This window comes from Vibrio sp. NH-7 (genome assembly GCF_053643215.1).
Genome location: NZ_CM132187.1, coordinates 1,624,314 through 1,645,736 on the forward strand (window position 1 = coordinate 1,624,314; position 21,423 = coordinate 1,645,736).

The 21,423-nt window shown below is 45.9% G+C and carries 19 protein-coding genes and 2 tRNA genes; 12 read left to right on the forward strand and 9 right to left on the reverse strand.

The features are described from left to right. The first annotated feature begins 72 nt into the window (after positions 1-72). The 10 genes from ACUALS_RS07515 (at position 73) to ACUALS_RS07560 (ending at position 9,659) form a co-directional block, all read left to right on the forward strand. Complete coding sequence (locus tag ACUALS_RS07515; RefSeq protein WP_454448066.1) at positions 73-1,164, forward strand: glycosyltransferase; 1,092 nt, start codon at positions 73-75, stop codon at positions 1,162-1,164. Beyond that, entirely contained in the window at positions 1,161-2,348 is a 1,188-nt protein-coding gene (locus ACUALS_RS07520) for a glycosyltransferase family 2 protein (protein WP_454448067.1), read from the forward strand. Before ACUALS_RS07515 ends, ACUALS_RS07520 begins: the two co-directional genes overlap by 4 nt. Positions 2,349-2,358: 10 nt before the next feature. Next, a complete protein-coding gene (locus ACUALS_RS07525; RefSeq protein WP_039625799.1) occupies positions 2,359-2,997 on the forward strand; it encodes a sugar transferase in 639 nt (212 codons plus the stop codon). A 168-nt stretch (positions 2,998-3,165) separates the two neighbouring features. Further along, a tRNA-Val gene (locus ACUALS_RS07530) sits at positions 3,166-3,242 on the forward strand. Positions 3,243-3,288: 46 nt separating this feature from the next. Continuing rightward, a tRNA-Val gene (locus tag ACUALS_RS07535) sits at positions 3,289-3,365 on the forward strand. Between the two features lie 245 nt (positions 3,366-3,610). Continuing rightward, on the forward strand, positions 3,611-4,147 hold the full coding sequence (locus tag ACUALS_RS07540) for a hypothetical protein (RefSeq protein ID WP_454448068.1): 537 nt from the start codon (positions 3,611-3,613) through the stop codon (positions 4,145-4,147). A gap of 179 nt (positions 4,148-4,326) precedes the next feature. After that, a complete protein-coding gene (locus ACUALS_RS07545; RefSeq protein WP_454448069.1) occupies positions 4,327-6,078 on the forward strand; it encodes a Na/Pi cotransporter family protein in 1,752 nt (583 codons plus the stop codon). A 232-nt stretch (positions 6,079-6,310) separates the two neighbouring features. After that, positions 6,311-7,255 (forward strand): phosphate/phosphite/phosphonate ABC transporter substrate-binding protein, encoded by a 945-nt coding sequence (locus tag ACUALS_RS07550; protein ID WP_223300374.1) that lies wholly within the window; start codon positions 6,311-6,313, stop codon positions 7,253-7,255. Positions 7,256-7,258: 3 nt separating this feature from the next. Next, positions 7,259-9,391: an EAL domain-containing protein gene (locus ACUALS_RS07555; RefSeq protein ID WP_454448070.1), complete on the forward strand. Its 2,133-nt coding sequence runs from the start codon at positions 7,259-7,261 to the stop codon at positions 9,389-9,391. A 70-nt stretch (positions 9,392-9,461) separates the two neighbouring features. After that, positions 9,462-9,659: a DUF2986 domain-containing protein gene (locus ACUALS_RS07560; protein ID WP_039486018.1), complete on the forward strand. Its 198-nt coding sequence runs from the start codon at positions 9,462-9,464 to the stop codon at positions 9,657-9,659. Here ACUALS_RS07560 and ACUALS_RS07565 read toward each other — a convergent pair. The 5 genes from ACUALS_RS07565 to nirB all read right to left on the reverse strand — a co-directional run bounded on the left by ACUALS_RS07565 (position 9,636) and on the right by nirB (position 15,008). Then, a complete protein-coding gene (locus ACUALS_RS07565) occupies positions 9,636-10,121 on the reverse strand; it encodes a LabA-like NYN domain-containing protein (RefSeq protein ID WP_038134506.1) in 486 nt (161 codons plus the stop codon). The genes ACUALS_RS07560 and ACUALS_RS07565 overlap by 24 nt on opposite strands. 114 nt (positions 10,122-10,235) lie before the next feature. Beyond that, positions 10,236-10,994, reverse strand: a complete 759-nt coding sequence (gene cobA / locus ACUALS_RS07570; protein WP_454448071.1) for a uroporphyrinogen-III C-methyltransferase — start codon at positions 10,992-10,994, stop codon at positions 10,236-10,238. Between the two features lie 138 nt (positions 10,995-11,132). Further along, on the reverse strand, positions 11,133-11,981 hold the full coding sequence (locus ACUALS_RS07575; protein WP_038134501.1) for a formate/nitrite transporter family protein: 849 nt from the start codon (positions 11,979-11,981) through the stop codon (positions 11,133-11,135). A 115-nt stretch (positions 11,982-12,096) separates the two neighbouring features. Next, positions 12,097-12,420: a nitrite reductase small subunit NirD gene (gene nirD / locus ACUALS_RS07580; RefSeq protein ID WP_005473845.1), complete on the reverse strand. Its 324-nt coding sequence runs from the start codon at positions 12,418-12,420 to the stop codon at positions 12,097-12,099. A 14-nt stretch (positions 12,421-12,434) separates the two neighbouring features. Further along, positions 12,435-15,008 carry a nitrite reductase large subunit NirB gene (nirB, locus tag ACUALS_RS07585; RefSeq protein ID WP_454448072.1) on the reverse strand — a complete coding sequence of 858 codons (2,574 nt, stop codon included), beginning with the start codon at positions 15,006-15,008 and terminating at the stop codon, positions 12,435-12,437. A gap of 360 nt (positions 15,009-15,368) precedes the next feature. On the opposite strand from nirB, the gene ACUALS_RS07590 reads away from it, so the two are divergent. After that, positions 15,369-15,860, forward strand: a complete 492-nt coding sequence (locus ACUALS_RS07590) for a VOC family protein (RefSeq protein ID WP_454448073.1) — start codon at positions 15,369-15,371, stop codon at positions 15,858-15,860. 296 nt (positions 15,861-16,156) lie between these two features. Continuing rightward, on the forward strand, positions 16,157-17,194 hold the full coding sequence (locus ACUALS_RS07595; RefSeq protein WP_038187023.1) for a GGDEF domain-containing protein: 1,038 nt from the start codon (positions 16,157-16,159) through the stop codon (positions 17,192-17,194). Between the two features lie 117 nt (positions 17,195-17,311). On the opposite strand, the gene ACUALS_RS07600 is transcribed toward ACUALS_RS07595, so the two are convergent. From ACUALS_RS07600 to ACUALS_RS07615, 4 genes are all read right to left on the reverse strand, one after another. Further along, positions 17,312-17,971, reverse strand: coding sequence for a DUF2726 domain-containing protein (locus ACUALS_RS07600; RefSeq protein ID WP_005473818.1), 660 nt, complete (start codon positions 17,969-17,971; stop codon positions 17,312-17,314). A gap of 70 nt (positions 17,972-18,041) precedes the next feature. Beyond that, positions 18,042-18,848 (reverse strand): hypothetical protein, encoded by an 807-nt coding sequence (locus ACUALS_RS07605; RefSeq protein WP_454448074.1) that lies wholly within the window; start codon positions 18,846-18,848, stop codon positions 18,042-18,044. A gap of 236 nt (positions 18,849-19,084) precedes the next feature. Beyond that, positions 19,085-19,768, reverse strand: a complete 684-nt coding sequence (locus ACUALS_RS07610; RefSeq protein WP_005473817.1) for a response regulator — start codon at positions 19,766-19,768, stop codon at positions 19,085-19,087. Next, a complete protein-coding gene (locus ACUALS_RS07615) occupies positions 19,765-21,384 on the reverse strand; it encodes an ATP-binding protein (RefSeq protein ID WP_454448075.1) in 1,620 nt (539 codons plus the stop codon). The genes ACUALS_RS07610 and ACUALS_RS07615 overlap by 4 nt, the downstream gene beginning before the upstream one ends. Between the last annotated feature and the right edge of the window lie 39 nt (positions 21,385-21,423).

Here is a 21,423-nt window from a genome sequence, read left to right on the forward strand (position 1 = left end):
TGCAAACCACCCATATAGAAAGACATAAGTGAAATTAGGGTATTGACTACCCGCTTTAAGAGAGGTCACACAATGGCAATCCAACAAAAACTCATTATCCATGTCGTGCAACACCTCGCCCCAGGGGGCTTAGAAGCGCTTGCGCTAAATATGCTGGCATTTTCGAACCCTAGTCAGCGCGTTATGATTGTGAGCCTAGAAGGAAACAAAGCAGACGCCATCGCCCACTGGCCAAAATTGGCACGCTACCAAAACCAGCTCATGTTTCTAGACAAGCCCGCAGGCCGCAGTGGGCAGGTTTTTAATCAGCTCCATACCTTGTTTCGCTTGCTCAAACCACACTGCGTTCATACCCACCATATTGGTCCATTACTTTATGGCGCGGTAGCAGCAAGACTGGCTGGTGTTCATACTCGAATTCATACCGAGCACGACGCGTGGCACTTGCAGGCGTTCAAACACCGTTTCCTGCAAAGTCTAGCGTTGAAAGTTGCCAAGCCTAGAGTAGTGGCAGACGCGAAACGCGTGCGCGATCAAATTCAGCAATATTTCGCTTACAACGACCTCTCGGTCATCAAAAACGGCGTTGACTGCGAACGCTTCAAACCGGGTGCGAAGCTGCTCGCTCGCCAATCGCTAGGATTACCAGAATATACCAACATCATTGGCTCTGCAGGAAGACTAGAACCAGTCAAAGGTCATGACGTACTGATTGAGGCGTTTTCTCACATGCCAAGTTCTGCCCATTTAGTTATCGCTGGGCACGGCAGCCAGCGGGAAACGCTAGAGGAACAAGCTCGCGCGCTAGGAGTGGCAAATCGAGTCACCTTCCTCGGCTTAGTCGATGATATGCCCCGCTTTTATCAAGCTCTAGATGTGTTTTGCTTACCCTCGCGCTCTGAAGGCTTTCCACTCTCAACACTAGAAGCACAGTCTTGCGGCATTATCACAGTGGCCACCGATGTGGGTGCGACAGACGAAACCCTAGACCCTGAATCGGGTATTTTGGTCGATAGCGAAGATCCCAGCTCTCTCGCGAATGCTATCGAATCGGCACTAAAAACCTCCATAATCGCCCGCCCTAGAACGTTTGTGCATTCAAACAATGATATCCGCCAAATGGTTCACGCCTACAACGCATTAACTGAGGAGAAACGCGCATGAGCGATACAATTTTAATGCTTATTTTTTCTGTTGGTGCGTTGTTGATCGTCTACCACCACGTGGGCTACCCCGTGATTCTTGCTTGGTATTCGAAAAGCCACCCACTGAAGGCATTGCGCCATCAGGCACGTGGATTCAAAACGCAGAATGCGGATCAAGAATGCGCAACCGTGACCATTTTGATTCCCGCGTACAACGAAGAACAGTGGATCGCCGACAAGATCCGTAATCTCGCATCTTTAGATTATCCAAAGAAAAAGTTCAAAGTGATCATTGCCTGCGATGGTTGCACCGATAACACTGTCTTAGTGGCCGAAGAGACAATTCAAGAAGCGATCTGTTGCGATACCCATTTTGAAATTCACGCTCATGAGACCAACCGCGGCAAGGTGGTGGTAATCAATGATGAAATGAAGCACATCACCAGTGATATCACCGCACTGAGCGACGTTTCTGCCATCATCTCTCTCGATGCACTCTGGAGAGCCAATAAGCATTTTAGTAACCCAGAAGTGGGCGTAGTCAATGGCGCTTACACCTTGTTTGATACGCAAAACAAAGGTGAGCAAAAGTACTGGCAATACCAGTGCCAAGTCAAAATGAACGAAGCCACGTTCGGCTCAACACTTGGTGCGCACGGAGCCTTTTATCTATTCAGAACGCGTTTGTTTGACGAATTGCAAGCCAACACCATCAATGATGATTTCATCTTGCCGATGAACATCGTTAAAAAAGGTTATCTTGCCGAATACGACGCAAACATGACAGCTCTTGAGCTGGAAGCATCATCAGAGAGCATGGATTTCAAACGCCGCTTACGTATTTCCGCTGGCAACATGCAGCAAGCCATCCTGCTTGCCGAAATGTTCCTCCCAAGACACGGCGGCGTCGCGTTTGCTTTTCTTTCAGGCAAAGGATTAAGACTGGTCACCCCATACCTAATGATTGCGTGCTTGCTAAGCTCAGCCTTACTTTTACATTCACCGCTATTTGCAGTTTTGTGTGCAGGCCAACTGGCTGTGTACTGCCTTGCATATCTTAGCTATCAGTTCCCGTTTATCTTCAAGCACAAAGTGTGCAAATTAGTTCTATATGTTGTTGCCGGGCACCTTGCCAACTTCGTCGGTGGCGTCCGTTACTTACTTGGTATTGAAACCGGCAAGTGGTCAAAAGTGAACCACTAAGGAGTTTATGATGAGTATTTTAACTACCCCAATGAGCATCTACTTTGCAAAGCGTCTGTTTGACCTTACTGGCTCGGTTGTGGCTTTGATCCTGCTTTTACCAATCCTGCCGTTTATTGCTATCGCGATTAAGCTCTCGTCCCCCGGCCCTGTGTTTTATAAACAGCTGCGCGTTGGTAAATCGACGCCAGAAAAAATGGTGTTCTTCGAAATCATCAAGTTTCGCACTATGTATCAAGATGCGGAACAGCGCACCGGAGCCGTTTGGGCGACAGAAAACGACCCTCGCATTACGCCTGTGGGCCGTTTCCTCAGAAAGACACGCCTTGATGAGATTCCACAATTGTTCAACGTGATTCGTGGGGAAATGTCGTTGATTGGACCAAGACCAGAGCGCCCAAGTTTCTACAGCAAATTGGAAAACGCGATCCCCTTCTTTGCTGATCGAACCTATGGCGTAATGCCAGGTATTACTGGACTTGCTCAAGTAAACCAAGGCTATGATACCTGTATTGACGATGTACGCAGAAAAGTAGGCTTTGACCACAGCTACGCCCTTTCGCTTCGCTCAATACGCTCATGGTTGGCGATGGATATTGATATTATTACTCGCACGATTATCGTCATGTTTGATGGACGAGGTAGATAAGCTCACCTCAAACAAAAATTAAAACATGATTTAGTGCACATTTATTCGGCCACAGCGTATAAAAAACAGGCTTTTTGATTAGATGTAAAGCAAACGGTAGAAAAACCAATAATTTGCTCTTGCACGCGAGAATAACTCTCGGTAATATCCATCTCGTTCTTAAGGAATGGGTCCGTAGCTCAGTTGGTTAGAGTACTACCTTGACATGGTAGGGGTCGGCGATTCGAGTTCGCCCGGACCCACCACTCCTTAAAGTCATACTAAAACCAAAGTATGCCGAACATTAAATTTGGGTCCGTAGCTCAGTTGGTTAGAGTACTACCTTGACATGGTAGGGGTCGGCGATTCGAGTTCGCCCGGACCCACCAAATTTAGTTCCCAGTGAACGAAACACAAAGCCCGCTTTTTAGCGGGCTTTGTTGTATTTGTAAGTTGTGTATCACTTACACAGGCTTACGAAACTTTCATCGACCTTACATAGATATGAGCATAAAGTTGGGCGGTTCCGAATCGACATAAAACGTTTATTATGCTCAAAAAATCACTCTTTTTACTGCCCCTTCTTTCGCTGACTTCATTTGCAACAATCGCTGATAGCAACATAGTTGCTCAAATGTCCCACATTGGATTTGGCTATAAACATGCCCACCTTAGAAAAGGGGCCTTTGAACCCTACTCAGATAATAAATACGTCAATGACGAGAGCAAAACTTATGGTGGCTTATACCTTGACCTTGGATTGAGTGTCACCGACACGGTTTTCTTGGAAGGTAACGCAGACTTCATTACCCGCTTCAGTTCTTCTATCGATTCTTGGAAAGTTGGTGCTGGATTTAACACCCCGATCTCTCCTGTTGCTAGAATGCCTTTATCTTGCGGTGTTATTAACTACTATGCCGATACAGATAAAACGTCATCACATTCTGAGCAAGCAGCCTACTGCAAGGGCGGTCTAAGAGCCCAAGTCGCACAACATTGGCTGATTGACGCCACATACCAGCACGACTTCTTTGAAATCGCGAAGGATACCTATCGAATCAACAACGTCTTTCAATTTGGCTCAGTTTTTGGATTCACGATCGGCATGGAATACGCAAAACGCCTAAAGCCAGAGACAGCAGTGACGGTTGGATTACAGTTTACACTGTGATAAACCTTCTCAAGTCCACGACTTTAAGCAGTCACTAACTTTTTGTTATTGTCTTAAGCCATACCAAGGTGTGGCTTTTTTGCATTCCGACCTCTTCCCTCTTTATTTCAAGCAGTTAACCTCTCCTCTGTTTTAGTAAATTTCTCCTATACTTATAAAAAACAATAATAAGTATCGCTATGCAGACTGCCCTTCTATTCTTTATCTTACTCGCTTCACCATGCGCTCTGGCGGAGACTTCAGAGAGCCAACTCGACTACCTTTCCATGTCAATGGGCCTCTTTGGCGGTTTGGCTATGTTTCTCTATGGGATGGAGAAGATGTCAGATGCTTTAAAACGCACCGCTGGCAGCAAGATGAAGCAAGTACTCGGGACGTTAACCAAAACGCGGCTCAGCTCTGTCGCCACCGGAGCCGGTTTGACTGCGGTAATCCAATCCTCATCCGTCACAACGGTACTGGTAGTGGGATTTGTAAGTGCCGGTCTCATGTCGTTGAATCAAGCGGTTGGCGTCATCATGGGCGCTAACATCGGTACCACTGTCACCGCTCAGATCATCGCGTTCAAAGTGACAAAAGCAGCCATGGCGATGATAGCGATCGGTTTTGCTGTTGAAATGGCGTCTAAGCAGCAACAAAACAAAAACTATGGCAACATCCTGTTTGGTCTTGGCCTACTGTTTTTAGGCATGAACCTGATGAGCGAAGCGATGTCACCACTTCGCGTGTTTCAGCCCTTTATTGATTTTATGGCCAAAATGGATAACCCCATCTTTGCCATTCTTCTCGCCGCTTCCTTTACTGCTCTGGTTCAGTCTTCGTCTGCCACAACAGGGATTGTGATCGTACTTGCAAGCCAAGGATTTATCTCGCTCGAGTCCGGTATTGCCATGGCCATGGGAGCGAACATTGGTACTTGTGTGACCGCATTATTGGCCGCAATTGGCAAAAGTACCGAAGCAAAACAGACGTCTGCAATTCACCTTATCTTTAATCTCGCGGGGGTATTGATATGGCTACCCGCAATCAGCATTATCGCCTTTGCGTCCACTTCCATCTCACCAAGTTACGTCGACTTAACCGGTATGGAGCGCTTGGCAGCGGAAACACCGCGCCAAATCGCCAACGCCAATACCTTATTTAATGTGGCTAACACCTTAATCATGCTGCCGTTAAGCACTTTCTTTGTCACCGCCGTTAAAAAGCTCGTGCCGCATACTGCGACTAACAAAGAGCAGCAGAAAGTCGAACTCAAATACATCAAACCTGAATATTTGGCGACCCCCGATATCGCTCTTGAACAAACTCACCTTGAAATTGGCCGATTAGGGCGACGTGTTGCTAACATGGTGAATCAACTCCCCCCATTAGCCACCCCTGTCCACAATGAACAAAGCAAAGAATCCATTCGACAAGCTTTAAGAGAGATCGAAAAAGTTGAAGATGAAGTCGACATACTCCACGCCAAAATCCTCGCGTACTTAGGAAAGTTGCGCCAGTCCCCTCTGACCAAAGAGGAAAGTCGCTTGCAAATCAAACTGGTGAGTATTACCGACCAACTCGAGAGCGTGGCAGACTTAGTCGTTAACTCCATGCTCCCGTTAAGCTATAAGACCCTCGACGCCAATCTCACGGCAAGCCCCGAAACGAGAAAAACGCTAGATCGAACCCATGCAAGAGTGAACCAAGCGTTATTGGATAGTGTGAATGCCACCCGACGTGGTGATCGTCAATTGGCCGAGAGTGTGCTGAGCGCAAAACGGGAGATCAACGTATTATTGGAGTCAATATTGGAGCTTCAAGCTGAGCGACTCTCACAAGCGACTGAGCAACGTTTGGATATTTTCCGTATTCAAATGGAATGGGTTGAAGCACTCAAACGCATCTACACATTGAGTAAGCGTGTGGCAAAACTGCAGCTACGAAAATAGACCCATTGTTCATTTAACGCCATTTTAAACACTTGTGTATTGAGTGAAACTTATGTCCCGTTATTGAGAAACGAGTTGATTATTATCAAACTTATTGCCAGATAATCGTGTTGCTTGCCGCATAATTAGCAAATTATAGTTTTTGTCTTTGTTAATAGCTGACCTATAAACTTCCAATTGACCTCGCGTCATGATAAAAAGTATAGCGTACCATGAAAGAGGTAAAACGTAGATGGCCATCAGTTCAAAAGCAGTCGCTCTGATACTAGTATGCACTTGCGTGGGATTCTCCCATCCAATACATGCGGAACAAAACACATCGGCACGAACTCTCAATTATGGTGTCATCTCCTCGAAGCCAAACAAGCGCATCAAAGACAGCTACCCGCTATTCTCGTATGTTGCAAAACAGTTGGCTGATTCTGGATTTGAGGGCGCACAAGTTCACGTCTACTCTTCTATAGACGAACTTGCCTCAGACTTACAATCTGGTCGCATCGATCTGATTAGTTCAACCATTTATCCCGCGCTGTTGCTGAAGAATAAAGCGCAAGCTCAGCCCTTTTTGGTGAGATGGAAGAAAGGCGAAGCCAGCTATAGCTCTGTTTTTGTCGCCAACAACCGTCAGCGTTATAACGACTTATCCGAACTTCAAGGCAAAGTCATTGGTTTTGAAGACCGCAATTCCACCAGCGGGTATTTTCTTCCTATGGTGACCTTGCTCAATCAAGGGCTTGAAGTACAGCACATAACCTCAGCGCAACAACAACCTGACAGTGATAAAATCGGCTATTTCTTTTTTGATGACCGGCTAAGGGAAACCAATGAGGTCAACATGAGTATGTGGGCGGCTAAGGGTAAAGTCGATGCCATCGCTTACAGCTCATCAAACTGGACAAACCCCAAAGACACCCCGGCAGCACTCAAACAGCGCTTGCACATGTTCGCTCAAACAGGTCATTACCCTCGCTCTATCATCAGTGTCTCTTCGAAACTGGACCCAGCGGTAGCGGAAAAGCTCAGATCCGTTTTACTCAATTTAGATCAATCTGACATGGGGAAAAAAGTGCTGCAAAGCTATCAAGAAACCAAGAGATTTTCCGTTATAGATAGTAATGCAGAAAAACTACTCGACGAAGCGGAACAGCTTTTAAGCCAGTTTGAGGAACAAAAGTAAGTAATGAAGAACATCGGATTCAAAGGACACCTGATGTTCTCATCAGCTTGCGTTGTCGCTCTAGTTTGTGCGCTTAATTTTATCCTTTACACGGTTGCTTATGAGCAACAATCGCAGCAGAACCTAGACAAGATTACCCAAAGCGTCGAACAGACGTTACAGAAAAAAGTTGAGCAACAAGCGATCTCGCTGGCTCAGACCCTTAGCCAGCAAACCTTCAACCCTCTTTATCACTACAATGTTTCGGAAGCGTTGCACCTGTTGCAAACCAACCTAAGCCAACCCAATGTGGAAACGATTCAGATCGTCGACAAAGAAGGATTGATTTTTCACGATGGTACACCAGACATTGTTCGATATGGTTTGCCTAACGCTCATCCAGATATGATCAAACAGGTACTCGCCACTCAAAGTACCGTTACAAGACATGACGAGGGGCGTTTTTTGGTCGCTTCCCCTATTTCCGAGCCGGGGAATTCTATTGGCGTTCTCTATTTGGAGCTAAATAAACACAGCTTGATTGCTGAACTCAAAAACAGCGCTGAGCACATCGATACGCTTGGCGAGCAAGACAGCCAGCGAATGCGTCATTGGCAAATTGTGTTTTCCGCCATTGGGCTTGTGTGCGGCGTCGCGATGGCTTACAGCGTCGCAAACTCATTTGCTAACCCCATCACTCAGATCATCAAGCAGCTCCAGCAAACCAAGTCAGGTCGTTTCAAACCTATTGAGAATTCCGCCCCTTACAAAGAACTCAATCGCCTAGTCGACGCCTTCAACGAGATGCAGCACTCCGTCACTCGCCACACAGATCATATCCAGCATCTCGCATTTCATGACCAACTCACTGGGTTACCCAATCGACTGCGTTTCACTCAATTGCTTGACGAAGCTATCGCGACCGAGCAACACGAATTACTCGCGGTGTTGTTTATTGACCTCGACGATTTCAAATTCATTAACGACAATTACGGTCACCATATCGGTGATGATGTAATTCAGCATGTCTCTACTCGCTTGCGTCGACTTGCCGAAACGACACTTAGCGATTCGGTGATCCTCTCACGAGTCGGCGGTGACGAGTTTATGCTGATGGTGCCTTACTCGCGTGATACTCGAATCACTTCTATAGCCAACGCCGTATTAACCACAGTCACAGAGCCGATTGAACATGAGCGCTACAAGCTCGCATGCAGTGCCAGCATTGGGGTCGCGTGTTATCCCGACTTTGGCAACGCCGCGGATCTGCTGTGTCGACATGCTGAGTTGGCCATGTTTGAGCAAAAGCAAAAAGGTAAGAACGCTTACAGCATTTACACACGCGAAATGGACAAATCGATTGAAGAACGCTTGTATATTGAACGAGAGCTGCGCAAAGCAATGGATGACTTATCCCAGTTCGAGCTCTGGTATCAACCTAAGTTTCATACCGAGACACGACGCATTGTGGGTGCCGAAGCGCTTGTCCGCTGGAATCACCCAACACAAGGTTATATTGGCCCAGATAAGTTCATACCCGTCGCAGAGTCTACAGACTTTATTCTTCAGCTCGGCGAGTACCTGATTCGACTGGCCGCTAAGCAAGCGGCAGAATGGAGAAGCCAATATGGTCAAGGGTTTTACATCGCATTAAACCTATCGCCAAGGCAGTTGCATCGACAAGATTTGGTGGGAATTTTTCAGCAAGTACTCAGCGAATTTCATCTCCCTGCTAGCGCATTTCACGTTGAGGTCACTGAAACGCTGCTGCTTTCTGACAGTGAGCGCATCAAAAAAGTGTTGGCGGGAATCCGCGACTTGGGGATCAAAATTTGGCTCGACGATTTTGGTACCGGTTATTCATCGCTAAGTTATTTGCAAGAGTACCAGTTTGATGGCGTTAAAATAGATCGCTCTTTCATCTTTTGTTTATCTCCAGAGAACAACAATACATCTCTGATTGAAGCGATTCTATCTATCGCGAAAAGTATGAAAATGCAAAGCGTCGCTGAGGGAATCGAGACCGAACACCAATGTTTGTTACTTGAACAATTGGGCTGCGAATACGGGCAAGGGTACCTGATCAGTCGCCCGTTACCGGTAAAAGATTTTAATCGAGCATTTGCCACACCGCACGTTTTGCAACCCGCTCTGTAACGTTATCTTTTGTGGTTTAGTGGTAAGTTCGGTATGATGCGCGCCACATTTAGACAGCAGACCAGAAGCCATGAATCGTAAAAAGAAGATCAACAGTATCTTGAAGGCGAAACTTAAGAAGAAAAACGCGAAGCTACATAAAAGCAATAAGCCTCGCTATATCTCCAAAGCTGAGCGTGCAAAACTTGAATCAGAAGACAACACTGAACAAACTTCAACCGAGCTCAGCGAGCAAGAGTCAACCTCAGCCGACTCTTCTGAGCAATAAGTTCTCTTCAATCGGAATATGTTTATCGCACACGTCTATCAAGGCTTGTGCGGTAAGGCCAGGAACAGAGTATACATCCACCTTGGTTCCAAATCGTTGCTGAATGCGCTCAACCAAGATTTCAAAATCGCCATCTCCTGACAACAGAATCACGCGGTCGACCTTGTTTGCGGCCTCATACACATCCAACGCGATACCAACATCCCAATCCCCTTTGGTACTGCCATCTGAACGCTGGATATAAGGCTTCAACTTCACATCGAACCCAATCCCTCTCAAGATGTGGTGAAACTGCCTTTGCTTTGGATCCGTTGAAGCAATGGCGTAGGCTTTCGCCTCCACGACCTCTTTCCCTTCAGTTGCAAGGTACCAAAACTCGTTGTAGTCAAAGTTTGCGCGATATTTATCTCTGGTGGTGTAGTAGATGTTTTGCACATCGACGAAAATAGCGATTTTTTCCATGATTAGATTACCCTTACTGCAACGCCGAGACTGTAACAGAACCGCTTGATGTTTTCAGTAAGCTAACCCATTTGGTCATCGATTTTTTAGCCCGATATGCCGCTAAGCTCATGGTTAGTTAAACCAATTCAGCTTGTCGTGTAGCGAGGTGACACTGCCAACCACAATCAGCGCTGGGCTAACGGCCTCTTTCGTCATATCCGGCAAATCTTTTAGTGGGCCGGTAAATACACGTTGCTCTCGACGAGTGCCATTTTCAATGATGGCGCAAGAGATCTCAGCGTCTAAACCTGTTTCGAGTAACTTCTCAGTAATATAGCCGCTTTGCTTAAGGCCCATATAGAACACAAGTGTATTGTTCGATTGCGCTAATGAGTGCCACTCAATCTCGCGACCGTCTTTTTGTACATGGCCCGTAATAAACTGAACGCTTTGCGCATGGTCTCGGTGAGTGAGTGGGATCCCCGCGTACGCTGTAGCACCCGCGGCAGCGGTAATACCCGGTACCACCTCAAACGATATTCCATGCTGTGCAAGTTCTTCCAACTCTTCCCCGCCTCGCCCAAAGATGAACGAGTCTCCACCTTTTAAACGTACGACTCGCTTACCTTCTTGTGCTTTCTCTACTAACAGTTGGTTAATCTGATCTTGCGGGACGCAGTGAAAATCTAACTTTTTACCCACATAAATCATTTCCGCAGCACAGTTTGCTAGCGCGAGGATTTCCGCAGACACCAGTCGGTCATACACAACAACATCGGCCTGTTGAATGACTCGATAGCCTTTCACTGTTAGTAGGTCTGGATCGCCTGGCCCAGCTCCAACGAGTGATACGAAGCCTTGGTTGATTTGAGAGTTTGTCGTCACGCTCATGTCGATGCCTATTAATAAATTTGGATATAAAGAGTCATACTCGCGCGAAGCGGCAGAATAAAGACTGTTTATATTCAAACAGAGTGAAACTCGAGAAAGAAACAAGACCTCACGTTGAAGCGTGAGGTCTTTACATCACTATTTTGCTAGCACAGGTTTTGCGTTCACATTCTCTTCATCATTTAGAGAAGGTGCTGTTTTCGCGTGAGTCAGGTAAAGCGGGATACAAGTCATAATCAGACCACCCACAATGTTACCTAGGATTGTTGGGATTAGGTTAAAGTTCAACCAAGTCGCAATACCAAAGTCCGCGCCAAGAATCATGCCTAGCGGGAATAGGAACATGTTTACCACTGTGTGCTCGAACACGAGTGCAAAGAAGATGAAGATTGGGAACCACATCATTGCAACACGGCCAGCTACCGTGCGTGCTGTCATGTTACCAATCACACCTAGACAAACCATCAGGTTACAGAAGATGCCACGTACGAAACAGGTAATCCATCCGTCCATACCCATGTTTTCAAAACCAAGGCTACGTGCGGTAGAGACAGCGATGAATTTCTTCGCAACTGCGTTTAGTTCTAGAGAGAAGTTACCCGTTAGAGAGATTGCCACTAGGTAAGCTACGATTAGAGAACCGATAAGGTTACCTAGACCAACAAGGCCCCAACAACGGAAGATACGATTCCAAGTAATACCCGGACGACCTTCAAATTTAGCCAGTGGCGCGAGACCAAAGACACCAGTTACCAAGTCATAACCCATCACAGAAAGAATGACGAATCCAACTGGGAAGACCAACGCACCAACGACGCCCACACCAGTTTGGACGATTGTGGTAATCGCAACCACAACAGCAAGCGATAAGATGATACCCGCCATTGTGCCGCGAAGAAGCAGATCACGAGTGCTCGTTTTCGTCTTTGCTTCGCCAACGTTGATCATAGTTTGCACGAATTCAGCAGGTTTAAAGTCTGTAGACATGAATGTGTCCTTATTCAAAATTGAAAGTAAAAAGTTAAAATCGAATAGTGAAAGGCTCGCTGTTCCTCTGTTCCCCAACGAACCTTTAAGCTATTAGATCTCGCTTAACACTTGATTAAGCCGCTATCTCCACTTTGCCCTTTGCAACACGTGCTTTGTACGATTTCACGCTCATGCGCTCATCTTCCATACATGCACCTGTTGCTAGGTTAAAGCGTTGCTTCTTAAGTGGGCTTGCTACCCATAATTGCTCATCGTGCTCAACAATCAGGCCACGAGACAGTACATTTGACTGAAAAAATGGGTCCATATTGTTGATTGCAAAGACTTCTTCCGTTGCTCGTGGGCGGAAGATAGCCACTTGCTCCCCCTCAAACAGTGCCACTACACCAGTGCCTGGGATGATGTCTTCAATGTTGCAAACTTTTGTAAATGCCATGATGTTGTCTCCCCTTAAACTGTCTCAACGTGGATGATGTCGCCCTGATGCTTCTTAACAATGGCTTCAGAGTGTTTTTCAGTGAATGTTGCAGGGCGATGCTGACTACGACCATCCGTGACAAACTTAACGTTGTCATCGCGCTCATCAGAGTTAACAAAGTGCGCAAAGCGCTTCAGCTGAGTTTCATCGTTAATCGTGTCAGTCCACTCACAGCGATACTCTTCAACCAATTTCGCTACGTCTGTTTCAAGTTGGTCATTAATTCCTAACTTGTCTTCGATGATCACTTCACGTAGGTAATCAATGCCGCCCTCTAGGTTTTCAAACCATACTGATGTGCGCTGTAGTGGCGCTGCCGTGCGGATGTAGAACATCATGAATCGGTCGATGTATTTGATGAGGGTTTCTTGGTCCAGGTCACCGGCGAGCAACGTTGCATGGCGAGGTTTCATACCGCCGTTACCACACACGTACATGTTCCAACCCGCGTCGGTTGCGATGATGCCCAAATCTTTACCTTGCGCCTCTGCACACTCACGAGTACAACCAGACACACCGAACTTCATCTTATGAGGAGTACGAATGCCTTTGTAACGGTTCTCGATCATCACGCCAAGGCCAACTGAATCTTGAACGCCGTAACGACACCAAGTAGATCCGACACAGGTTTTCGCCATACGCAGTGCTTTTGCATAAGCCTGACCCGTTTCGTAGCCCGCTTCGATTAGTTTCTTCCAGATTGCAGGAAGGTCATCTTTCTGCGCACCAAATAAGCCGATACGTTGAGCGCCTGTGATCTTGGTGTACAGGTTGTATTCAGCGGCTACATCTGCAAGTGCTGCAAGTGCTTGTGGCGTGACTTCACCACCAGCCATACGTGGAATAACAGAGTACGTACCATCTTTTTGCATGTTACCTAGGAAGTTATCGTTGGTATCGTGCAGTTTAACCAGAGATGGCTTGAGGATGTGGTCACCCCAGCAAGACGCTAGGATAGAGCCTGCTAGTGGTTTACACACTTCACAGCCGTAACCTTTACCGTGTTTCTCTAACAATTCTTCAAACGATTTGATTTCACCAATGCGTACTAGGTGGAAAAGCTCTTGGCGAGAGTAAGCAAAGTGCTCACAAACGTCTGCTTTTACTTCAACGCCTGCTTTTTCAAGTTCAGCGTTTAGCACTGATGTGACAAGAGGAATACAACCACCACAACCAGCACCTGCGCCCGTCACTGCTTTGATGTCGCCAATCGTGTGGTGACCTTGTGCAACCGCTTCCGCAATTTTGCCTTTCGTTACGTCAAAACAAGAACAGATAACCGCAGAATCAGGCAGAGCATCTGCACCTAGCGTTGGTTTTTCTGCGCCTGCGTGAGCTGGTAGAATCAATGCGTCTGGGTGTTCTGGTAGGTCGATTTCGTTAAGCATTAGCTGCAGAAGATCGCCGTAATCAGAGGTATCACCGACCATTACCGCACCAAGAAGCTTCTTATTATCTTCAGACACGATTAAGCGTTTATATACTTCCTGCTCTTCGTTCTGGTAAACGTAGCTCTTACAACCAGGAGTGCGACCATTAGCATCACCAATTGAGCCAACTTTTACGCCAAGAAGCTTAAGTTTTGCCGACATGTCAGCACCTTCGAACTTGCTGTCGTTACCCACAATGTGGTCAACAGCAACAGTCGCCATCTTGTAACCAGGAGCGACTAGACCGTAAAAGGTTTCATTCCAAGACGCACACTCGCCAATCGCATAAATGTTCTCATCAGATGTCTGACAGAAATCGTTAATGGCGATACCACCACGTGGGGCAACATCCAACTGCATGTCACGAGCCAGCTTATCTTGTGGACGGATACCTGCAGAGAACACGATGAAATCTGTCTCTAGTTCAGTACCGTCAGCAAAACGCATAACATTGCGCGCATCTTTGCCCTCAGGAGCGATTTCTAGTGTGTTTTTGCTTGTGTGAACCTTAACACCCATGCTCTCGATTTTTTGGCGTAGTTGGTTGCCGCCCGCTTGGTCTAGCTGTTCAGCCATCAGCTTCGGTGCGAACTCCACCACGTGCGTTTCAACGCCCAGCGCTTTCAATGCACCCGCTGCTTCAAGACCAAGTAGGCCGCCACCGATAACCACGCCGACTTTGCTCTTCTTCGCACACGCTTCGATCGCTTTGAGATCTTCGATAGTACGGTAAACAAAACAGTCTTTGCTTTCACGTCCCTTGATAGGTGGAACAAATGGGAAGGAGCCAGTTGCCATAATCAGCTTGTCGTATTGGACTTCACGACCTGTGCTCGAATGAACGATACGTTTCTCACGGTTTACGTTAATGGCACGCTCGCCAATCAACATATTCACACCATGCTTCCCGTAGAAACCTTCTTTAACTAGAGATAACTCGTCCGCAGTGTGGTGAGAAAAGTAAGAAGAAAGGTGGACACGGTCATAAGCGACACGTGGTTCTTCACAAAAAACAGTGATCTCATACTGAGATGCGTCCGCTTTCTCGACTAAGTCTTCAATGTAACGGTGCCCTACCATACCGTTACCAATAACGACCAGCTTCAACTTGCTCATATTACTTCCTAAGGGTTAGGTTCTTATCTGAGCGCATTGTTAATTATGAAAAATAATTAATACATGATGTAAATCAATTACAAAATTAAACTACTCTAAAGGGGTAGGAACACAAAATAACCACTTATATTTTGTAATTACTTTTCATTTTAGGACGGCCAGTTCCATTTTGTGAAATGTCTCGAACTCTATAACGATGTTTTTGACAAAGCACGCCTTACTAATTTCCTGTTTGCAACCACCCTTTCTGATAACCAGAATTTATTAAAATAATAATTATCAATAATTTTTATTTAACCAACGCTCACCCTACACTTCTCTCCATTGAAACGAAACACACAACGAATTTTGGAGCATATTATGAAAATGAATCACGTAGGCATCATGGTTGGCGACATGGACAAAGCGGTCGAGTTTTACACCAAAGCACTCGGTCTTCGTATTGTTATGAACAACACCAAAGTGATTGAAGAACGTGAAACTGCAATCGGCCGCATGTGTATCGCTGTATTCGGAGAAGGCTTTCAAGGCTTTAACATCGCTCACCTTGTGACTTCAGACGGTATTGGTGTTGAACTATTCGAAATGAAAGAACGTCAAGAGCGTCACGACGTAGATTTCTCTCGCTTAGGTATCTTCCATTTCTGTCTACAAGTATCAAAAGAACAATTTGCAACGGCGATTAAACGCGTTGAAGAGTTTGGCGGTAAGGTTCGCATGGATATTATGCGTTACCATCCAGAAGATGAGCTAAAACAAGCGCAAATGGTGTATCTAGAAGACCCATTTGGCAACTTGTTTGAGTTTTACTCGCACTCATATGAAGAAACTTACGCTTCAGACTACGAGTAACCTCCTCAATAGCATGCTGGCGATTTGTTCAGCATGCTTTCCCCTTTGTTTTCCTACGCATTCATACGGTAAAGAACCAACCCGAAGAGAATTCTTTTATATTTCAAAATAAATTACCTTTGAGTTAAATGCATAGCTATTCAACAACAGTACTTTTGGACTAGTCTGTTCACAAAAGCAACGATTCTCGTTTTAATTATGTGATCTTGAGCCCGATACAATCTTGATTCCCGCAACTAAAAGCATACTATGGTCTGATATTCGCTATAGAGCATATTAATGCAGGAAGTAAGGACATGGAGCTAGATATATTTCATCCTTCTCGACATTTACGTCGGGCTGTCCTTTTTTGGTTAAGCCTTATGCTTGCCTGTATGTCTGCAATTTTTAGCATTTTCAACTTTTTAGACGGTGCAGAACCGATTCAAATATGGCCTTTAGCGACGTTTAGCCTTATCTCGCTGTTTGTTAGTTACAACACCTACCAACACTCTTCAGGCGCACCGTTAACGGTGAGTTATGTGTTCACGCTGATATCTCTAGTCACCTATGCGACCTTCGTCTACCCCTTATCCTATGGCTTGTTCACTTGGGCTTGCTTGTTCCCTGTCTTGTTCTATCTCATATTGGGGAGGCGCAAAGGAACGCTCGCGACCGGAGCGGGTTTTTTGACCGTTCTAATGACGGTTAGCTACAAAATCATTGAATGCAGTTTTGTTGATAGTGCTCATTTAGCGATCAATTTCGCCCTGACCTTTTGTTGTATTTGGCTTACTTCCCACATTCTGGAAGTGAAACGAAAAACCTCTGAAGCGTCATTAGGGCAGCTTGCTTCACGGGACTCTCTTACAGGTGTCTACAATCGTCATGCACTAGTGCACAATTTCAACCGCTATCACAATGAAAGTGCAAAAGTTCCGTTATCTCTTTTGATATTAGATTTGGATTATTTTAAGCAAGTAAATGACCAATATGGGCATGATGTCGGCGATAAAGTCTTAGTTGAAACCGCAGCGTTGCTGGATGCATTATGCGATGAGCATTTAGTCTATCGCATAGGTGGGGAGGAGTTTTGTATCGCACTGCACAACTCAAACCTACAGCACGCTAAATACAAAGCAGAGCTCATTCGCCAAGCCATCGAGCAATACTCTTTCAGTGGTGCCGAAGCCCCCATTAAACTCACCGTGAGTATTGGTGTCTATGAGTGCCACCACTTCGATAGCTTGGAGTCTGTGCTAAAAGAGGCCGACAAAGAGCTATACAAAGCGAAGAAAAATGGTCGAAATCAAGTGATGGTAAGTCAAGAGGCAGTGACCTCAGCCAGCTCTTAGTCACTGATCCTAAACATCAACCTCTTAACCCTTGCTTGATGTGATAAGCGCTTGGGAAAATTGCTTTCCTGGGAGCGCGCGGTTAATGAGTGTCAGTCTATTCTTATCTTGAAGGCTCTATGATGCCTCTTCATCAAAGACCACATTATAGTTTTCCGTATAGGTACAATGAGGCTGACGGCTACACGTAAAGAAACGACGCCCTTTGTGTTCACCTTGGCTAGCAATTTTGATCACCATTGGGCTACCGCAGCGCTTACAAAATCGAACTTCTTTTTCTGGCTCAATCAGATCAATATGTGCCGCCAGTAAGCGTCTTAGTCGTCCAACTTGATAGCTGTGCTTAATACTCGCCCCAATCAAAGGCACCCCAGCAGACTTACAAACGTGCATCAAGAGCTTTTGTCGTTCGACCTTCCCTTTATCCAGCTCTTTGCCGTTATCGAGTTCGATCACTACTCTCGGATGCAAGGTACGTGGGTCACAAACGACGAAGTCAAAGTAGCTCTTTGCGATGCGATTGTTTGCAATAAACCATTCTTTCTTATTGGTTGCCAAAGGTGCGATGGCATTGCTCATGTTGACCTTGGCTAACACGACGCCATGTTGACCGACCGCGGTAACCAAAGCGTTATAAAAGGCAGACTCTTGCATATTGAGCAAAGGTCCTTTCTTTTTGTAAGCACTGTCTTTTAACTCATCTTGCTTAAGGTATCGCTGCTGCACAACAAAGAAAAAGATCACCAAGATAGCAACAACAATAAAAACACTTTCCATCGAAGACTCACCGCTTAAAACATGTCTAAAGGTTTATTATTAGATTTTATACGCTTACAGCAAGATCCGGCTAGTTATTTTGCGATTTGGCGTTCGGGGTGGTGAGTCGAATAACGACACGCTTGGCTGGGTCTACGACTTGAAACGTTCGTCCCCAATGCTTAGTGATGATCTTATCGAGCAGCCCAGAACTTTTCGCTTTCCGAAGCGCACGCTCTATGATGGGCTGGTATTCTTTTGCTTGCGGTGACAAATAGAAATAAAAATCTCGATCATATTGCAGCATTAGACGCTGCTCAATCGCCAAATGAGGGTTAAGCTCCGCCTCTGACACGATCTCATTAAGTCCCCTTGGAAAGTAGTTCACTTTTCCATCCGAAGAAATCAGCCTATAAAGAGAGCGCCACTCACCATCGGCGAGATAAACCGGGAGTTGATTAGTCTTCCACACTGCGACATCAAACCAGTTAATACCAAGTCCCGCCACTAACCCCGAGCGTTGCAGTTCATCGAGGCTATTTACTGCATCAAATTGTGATTGTAATTGAGGAGGGATGAGTAAGATCCGCTTGCCAATCATTCCGTTGGTTAACGGCACAGGTACCACAACGAATCTTTCGTCTCGATCTGGTGTGGGTAGTAACCAAGTGAGGGTGAGCGCTCCACTCTCAACCATTTTAACCACGCGTTTCTGAGGAATATGCTCACTAGGGCTTGAGATCGACACTTTATGACCGAGATCGGTTAGCGACTCATACAATAACTCATGGTAAAAGGAGTGACCGCCATCCAATTGTGAGGGCAAACTGAGTTTTATCTCTTGGTTCGCAGCGACCATTTGAGCAACGAACAAAAGGAATAGAATTAAAACTCTCATACACCCTCCTAAGCGGCTGGAATTATTTTAGTTAACTTATCTTGTCAAACTCCTAACCAAAAGTGACAACGTCACGTGGCAACTAATCAAAATAGCGTTCAATACGTGAAGCTGTTGAGTGCAACGCTCCATCTTATAGTGTCCGCCCTATTGAGCGAATAAACTGACACGAGCCACTCTTCAACTTTAGAGGTCGATATCTGAAACGTCTAGGTGAGAGTGAGGAATGGCTCTTCTTATTGAGATCTTCGGTAACTTCTCTCTGGACGGCCTACTGAACCATAGTTCAGATCGGCTTCTAGCTCTCCAGTGCTAATTAAATACTCCAGATAACGGCGCGCCGTTGTTCGACTGGCACCGATTCTCTCGCCAGCTTCATCGGCCGTTAAGCTTATCGGCTCTTGGAATAACGCTTTTATTTTATCCAAGGTGACGCCATCGATTCCTTTAGGCAGTCGGTTGACGGAAGGTTCGTGAATACTGGTGGATTGCAGCATTTTATCAACGATTGTTTGGTCTAAATCAGAAGCACGCGTCAGTTGCTGTTTTTGCTCGACGTACTTAGCTAGGGCCGCCTCCAATCGCGGAAACATAACGGGCTTAAGTAAGTAATCAACCACGCCACCGCGCATTGCCATTTGCAGCGTATCCACATCTCTTGCGGCGGTAATCAAAATTACATCACATTGAAGACTTTTGCTGCGCAGCTCATTGAGGATCTCTAAACCTGAACCATCAGGAAGATGAACATCGAGCATAATCAGATCAGGTTGCAATATCTCGAGTTGAATATTGGCTTCCATCTTAGTGGTACAAATACCGATCACTTCATAACCACCAATTTGCTCCAAGTACTTTTGATGCAATTGCGCTATGGCAATATCATCTTCGATGATCATCACCTTTGTTTGCTTGCTCATACCACATCTTCCTTCGGTAAATACACCGTCATTCGTGCTCCATTATCCTTATTATTGACCATTTCCAGCTCGCCTCGATAGCGCATCGCCAACTCATTAACTAAATACAAGCCGACGCCTCGGGTTTCCTGATCTTTGGTAGAGACTCCTCTCTCAACCAGTGATTCTGGTGTCATAGTCTCAGGTAAACCGCATCCACGATCCAACACTTCCAAAATGATTTCATTGCCATAATCACTGATGGAAACTTCAACCTTGCGCCTAACGGCGTTAAACGCGGAGTCTTTGGCCATCGCTTCTCTCGAGGCATCAAAAGCATTGTCGATTAAGTTACCCAAAATAGTCACAACATCTTCGGCGTTAATTCGATCCGGCAAAGGAAGCAGCCTTGAGCCCTCTTCAACCATCAGCTCGAGGCCAAGCTCTCTCGCTCTCTCTGTCTTTCCGAGTAACATACCCGCAATGAGTGGCTCTTTAATGGTTTCACGCAAAAACTCGATAATCGCTTGATAATGGGCGGTTTCTTGACCAATTAAGTGTTGAACAGCTTCGAGTTCTCCCATTTGAACCATGCCACTGATGGTGTTGAGTTTGTTACGATGCTCATGTGTCTGAGAGCGCAATAGGTCTGCGTATTCTTTGGTCTTTGCGAGCTGCTCGGTCAATTCGGTCAAATCATCTTTGAGTCGGAAACTTGAAACCGCACCGACCACTTTTCCATCAACGATGATTGGACTGCGGTTCGCAATTAGCCTTTTTTGGTTTAAATAGAGGTTGATATCGTGGTCGGTTCGCGCCGTTTGAAGAACCGATTGCAAGTCGCTATCAGGGAGTACTTCACTCAATGGCTTGTTGATAGACTCCGCTTTATTAATGTTCAGGATCTGACAAGCACTACGGTTTATCGACCGGAGTCGACCATCACCGTCAATACTCAGTATTCCTTCTTTTAATGTTTCCAACGTGACGTCAAGCTCAACATACAAACGCCCTATCTCTTCTGGCTCAAAACCTAGAATGGCTTTTTGAAAACGTCGAGAGGCGTAGCTCGACACAATCGCATTAGCGGCAACGACGGCAAGCGCCATCAAAATGAGATAAAGCAAGAAGGGTTCGATTCGATCTTGAAGTCTATCTAGCAAATAGCCAACAGATACCACCCCAATAATGTTTCCGTGAGAATCAAATACTGCTGCTTTTCCCCTCACAGAGTAGCCCAATGATCCTTTAGCAGTAGAAATGTATGCCTCACCATCCACTAATGCGCGCTTGTTGTCACCGCCTTTCATCGGTAAACCAATGCGCTCATCAACAGGATGAACGAGCCGAACGCCATTCTCGTCACCGATCACAATGAACGCCGCACCGACAAGCTGAGTCAGGTTCCTAAATCGCTGCTGTTGCTCCGGTGTCACACCCGTTTCGATTGCATCAATCACATATTGGGATTTCGACAAAAAAGAGGCCAAACCTAGCGCTTTCATTCCCATCTCTTCTTCCTGAGAATGCTTCACATAGATAAAGCCCGCTGCCACGAGCAATAGTAACTCGATCAATCCAGACAGCGTCATGATAATCAACATTCGCTTACGAAAGCTGATACTGCTCCATTTCATAGCCTCTCCTTAACTCGCCTATAGGCTATCACTGTTGCC

What these genes read in the sequence shown, in the direction of transcription:
- ACUALS_RS07515 (WP_454448066.1), top strand. Translation starts at nt 73, where the DNA reads ATGGCAATCCAACAAAAACTCATTATCCATGTCGTGCAACACCTCGCC.
- ACUALS_RS07520 (WP_454448067.1), top strand. Translation starts at nt 1,161, where the DNA reads ATGAGCGATACAATTTTAATGCTTATTTTTTCTGTTGGTGCGTTGTTG.
- ACUALS_RS07525 (WP_039625799.1), top strand. Translation starts at nt 2,359, where the DNA reads ATGAGTATTTTAACTACCCCAATGAGCATCTACTTTGCAAAGCGTCTG.
- ACUALS_RS07540 (WP_454448068.1), top strand. Translation starts at nt 3,611, where the DNA reads ATGTCCCACATTGGATTTGGCTATAAACATGCCCACCTTAGAAAAGGG.
- ACUALS_RS07545 (WP_454448069.1), top strand. Translation starts at nt 4,327, where the DNA reads ATGCAGACTGCCCTTCTATTCTTTATCTTACTCGCTTCACCATGCGCT.
- ACUALS_RS07550 (WP_223300374.1), top strand. Translation starts at nt 6,311, where the DNA reads ATGGCCATCAGTTCAAAAGCAGTCGCTCTGATACTAGTATGCACTTGC.
- ACUALS_RS07555 (WP_454448070.1), top strand. Translation starts at nt 7,259, where the DNA reads ATGAAGAACATCGGATTCAAAGGACACCTGATGTTCTCATCAGCTTGC.
- ACUALS_RS07560 (WP_039486018.1), top strand. Translation starts at nt 9,462, where the DNA reads ATGAATCGTAAAAAGAAGATCAACAGTATCTTGAAGGCGAAACTTAAG.
- ACUALS_RS07565 (WP_038134506.1), bottom strand. Translation starts at nt 10,121, where the DNA reads ATGGAAAAAATCGCTATTTTCGTCGATGTGCAAAACATCTACTACACC.
- cobA (WP_454448071.1), bottom strand. Translation starts at nt 10,994, where the DNA reads ATGAGCGTGACGACAAACTCTCAAATCAACCAAGGCTTCGTATCACTC.
- ACUALS_RS07575 (WP_038134501.1), bottom strand. Translation starts at nt 11,981, where the DNA reads ATGTCTACAGACTTTAAACCTGCTGAATTCGTGCAAACTATGATCAAC.
- nirD (WP_005473845.1), bottom strand. Translation starts at nt 12,420, where the DNA reads ATGGCATTTACAAAAGTTTGCAACATTGAAGACATCATCCCAGGCACT.
- nirB (WP_454448072.1), bottom strand. Translation starts at nt 15,008, where the DNA reads ATGAGCAAGTTGAAGCTGGTCGTTATTGGTAACGGTATGGTAGGGCAC.
- ACUALS_RS07590 (WP_454448073.1), top strand. Translation starts at nt 15,369, where the DNA reads ATGAAAATGAATCACGTAGGCATCATGGTTGGCGACATGGACAAAGCG.
- ACUALS_RS07595 (WP_038187023.1), top strand. Translation starts at nt 16,157, where the DNA reads ATGGAGCTAGATATATTTCATCCTTCTCGACATTTACGTCGGGCTGTC.
- ACUALS_RS07600 (WP_005473818.1), bottom strand. Translation starts at nt 17,971, where the DNA reads ATGGAAAGTGTTTTTATTGTTGTTGCTATCTTGGTGATCTTTTTCTTT.
- ACUALS_RS07605 (WP_454448074.1), bottom strand. Translation starts at nt 18,848, where the DNA reads ATGAGAGTTTTAATTCTATTCCTTTTGTTCGTTGCTCAAATGGTCGCT.
- ACUALS_RS07610 (WP_005473817.1), bottom strand. Translation starts at nt 19,768, where the DNA reads ATGAGCAAGCAAACAAAGGTGATGATCATCGAAGATGATATTGCCATA.
- ACUALS_RS07615 (WP_454448075.1), bottom strand. Translation starts at nt 21,384, where the DNA reads ATGAAATGGAGCAGTATCAGCTTTCGTAAGCGAATGTTGATTATCATG.